This window comes from Microbacterium sp. Bi128, from assembly GCF_918698205.1.
Genome location: NZ_CAKKMM010001139.1, coordinates 1 through 1667 on the forward strand (window position 1 = coordinate 1; position 1667 = coordinate 1667).

Below are 1667 nucleotides of genomic sequence, written 5' to 3' on the forward strand. Positions count from 1 at the left end.
CCCCTGCGCCATTCGACGTGGCGCCGGGCCACGTCCTGCGCCTGCGCGTTGTCCGCCGGGACTCCCGACGCCGCAGCAGCCGTCCACTCGGCACCGAGCTGCCGGGACTGTTCCGTCCAGGCAGCCTTCTCCCCGGCCCCCATGCTGCGCCACCAGGCGTCGGACTTTGCATAGGCGTCCTTGCCCCACCGCTGCTGGACTTCCTCCTGGTACTTGGTGTGGTCGAAACCGTCGAACATTTCCTCCGCCATGATCTTTCCTCCCGTTTGCAATGCCTCAATGGGGTGACGGACCGCGGCAATCTGCCGCCCCAGCCTGTCCTGTTCCTGCAGCAGCCACGCCAGGTGCCGGCCCAGTGCATGCTCCGCGTCCGCCTCGTTGCCGAGCACGTCCGCGATCGCCGGCAGCCCGAGCCCCAGGTCGCGCAGGAGCAGGATCCGCTGCAGTCGGACCAGGGATTCCTGGCCGTAGTACCGGTAGCCGTTGTTGCCGGTGCGGCTCGGCCTGAGCAGGCCAATGTCGTCGTAGTGACGCAAAGTCCGGCCGGTGGTGCCGGCCAATTTCGCGATCTGCTGAACGGACCAGTCCATGCCTCCACCCTTCTGCTCCTTCGAGGCCCGCGTTCCTCGGACCCCCGCTGTTACCGTGCCGACCGGCTGCTTCCGGCCATCGCTTCCGGTCGTCGCTTCCGGCCATCGCTGCCAGCCATCGCTGCCAGCCATCGCTTCGACTCTAAACTTTGACGCTGCGTCAAAGTCAAGGGCCCGCAGGGAGAGGGTGCCCGGGACGTCGGCGCGGCCGGAGGGGAGCCTTCGAGACGGTAAGTTTGAGGCATGGTTTTCCCTTCCTCCCACGTCCTGGCCGCCCGTCTGGCCCGGCGGACGCTCAGCGGCGTGGCCGCCGCCGTCGTCGTACTGGCTGCAGCGGCATGTTCCCCGGCCGGTTCGATTGAGGGCGCCGATGTCCCGGCGTGGAAGGCCACCGCGCTGCCCTCCGCCCCGGGAACAGTGCTGGAGGATGCCGGAAAAATCCTGAACCGGGATCCGATCGTCCGGACCGCGTCCGGCGTGCCCGCCGGCACCTACACCTTGACCATGACCTGCGACGGCGGCGGGAAGGCGTTCTTCGCCGTCAGCCTGGACGGCAGCCAGCTCGCCGAAGCCGGAGCCGCCTGCAACGGCAGCCGCGAAACCGCCCGCATCAAAGTGCCCGCCGCGGGCAAGGTCACGCTCAGCACATCCAGTGTGGATGCCCCGCTTCTCTACGCGTACCACCTGGCGTCGTCCGAGTAGCCCCGCCGCAGCCCGGTCCGTGGCGTCCGGCCCGGCGCCCCCTGAAGGCCTGTCCGACCCGGACCTTTGGCCTCTGGCGTTTGATTCCGGGCCGCCCTAATCTCAAAGTATGCCAACTGTGCCGGCGAGCAGGGTGCCGCGACGGCGCACCCCGGCGGCCGCCGTGGTGCTTTCAGTTGCGGTATTTCTCGGGGCAGCCCTGTCCGGCTGCGCCTATGAATACAGCGCCGACCACTGGGACGATGAATCGACCTCGGCTGCCGCCCCGCCGACCACTGACGCCGCCCTGCCCCAGGACCCCCATCTCAACGAGCCGGTGACGGGCGAGGAGCTGGATGACTGGGTCGATGCCGTACTGCCCGACGCCGAGGGGCA

At 68.9% G+C, this 1667-nt stretch carries 2 protein-coding genes and 1 pseudogene; 2 read left to right on the plus strand and 1 reads right to left on the minus strand.

Annotated features, from left to right (window positions below):
* A partial coding sequence (locus LQV45_RS30570) for a MerR family transcriptional regulator (protein ID WP_230011001.1) occupies positions 1-590 on the minus strand: 590 nt, incomplete at its 3' end.
* Between the two features lie 243 nt (positions 591-833).
* Here LQV45_RS30570 and LQV45_RS30575 point away from each other — a divergent pair.
* Both LQV45_RS30575 and LQV45_RS30580 read left to right on the plus strand, forming a co-directional pair.
* Positions 834-1292, plus strand: a complete 459-nt coding sequence (locus LQV45_RS30575; RefSeq protein ID WP_230011004.1) for a hypothetical protein — start codon at positions 834-836, stop codon at positions 1290-1292.
* Between the two features lie 109 nt (positions 1293-1401).
* Positions 1402-1667: pseudogene (locus LQV45_RS30580) on the plus strand (hypothetical protein); the annotation flags it as partial.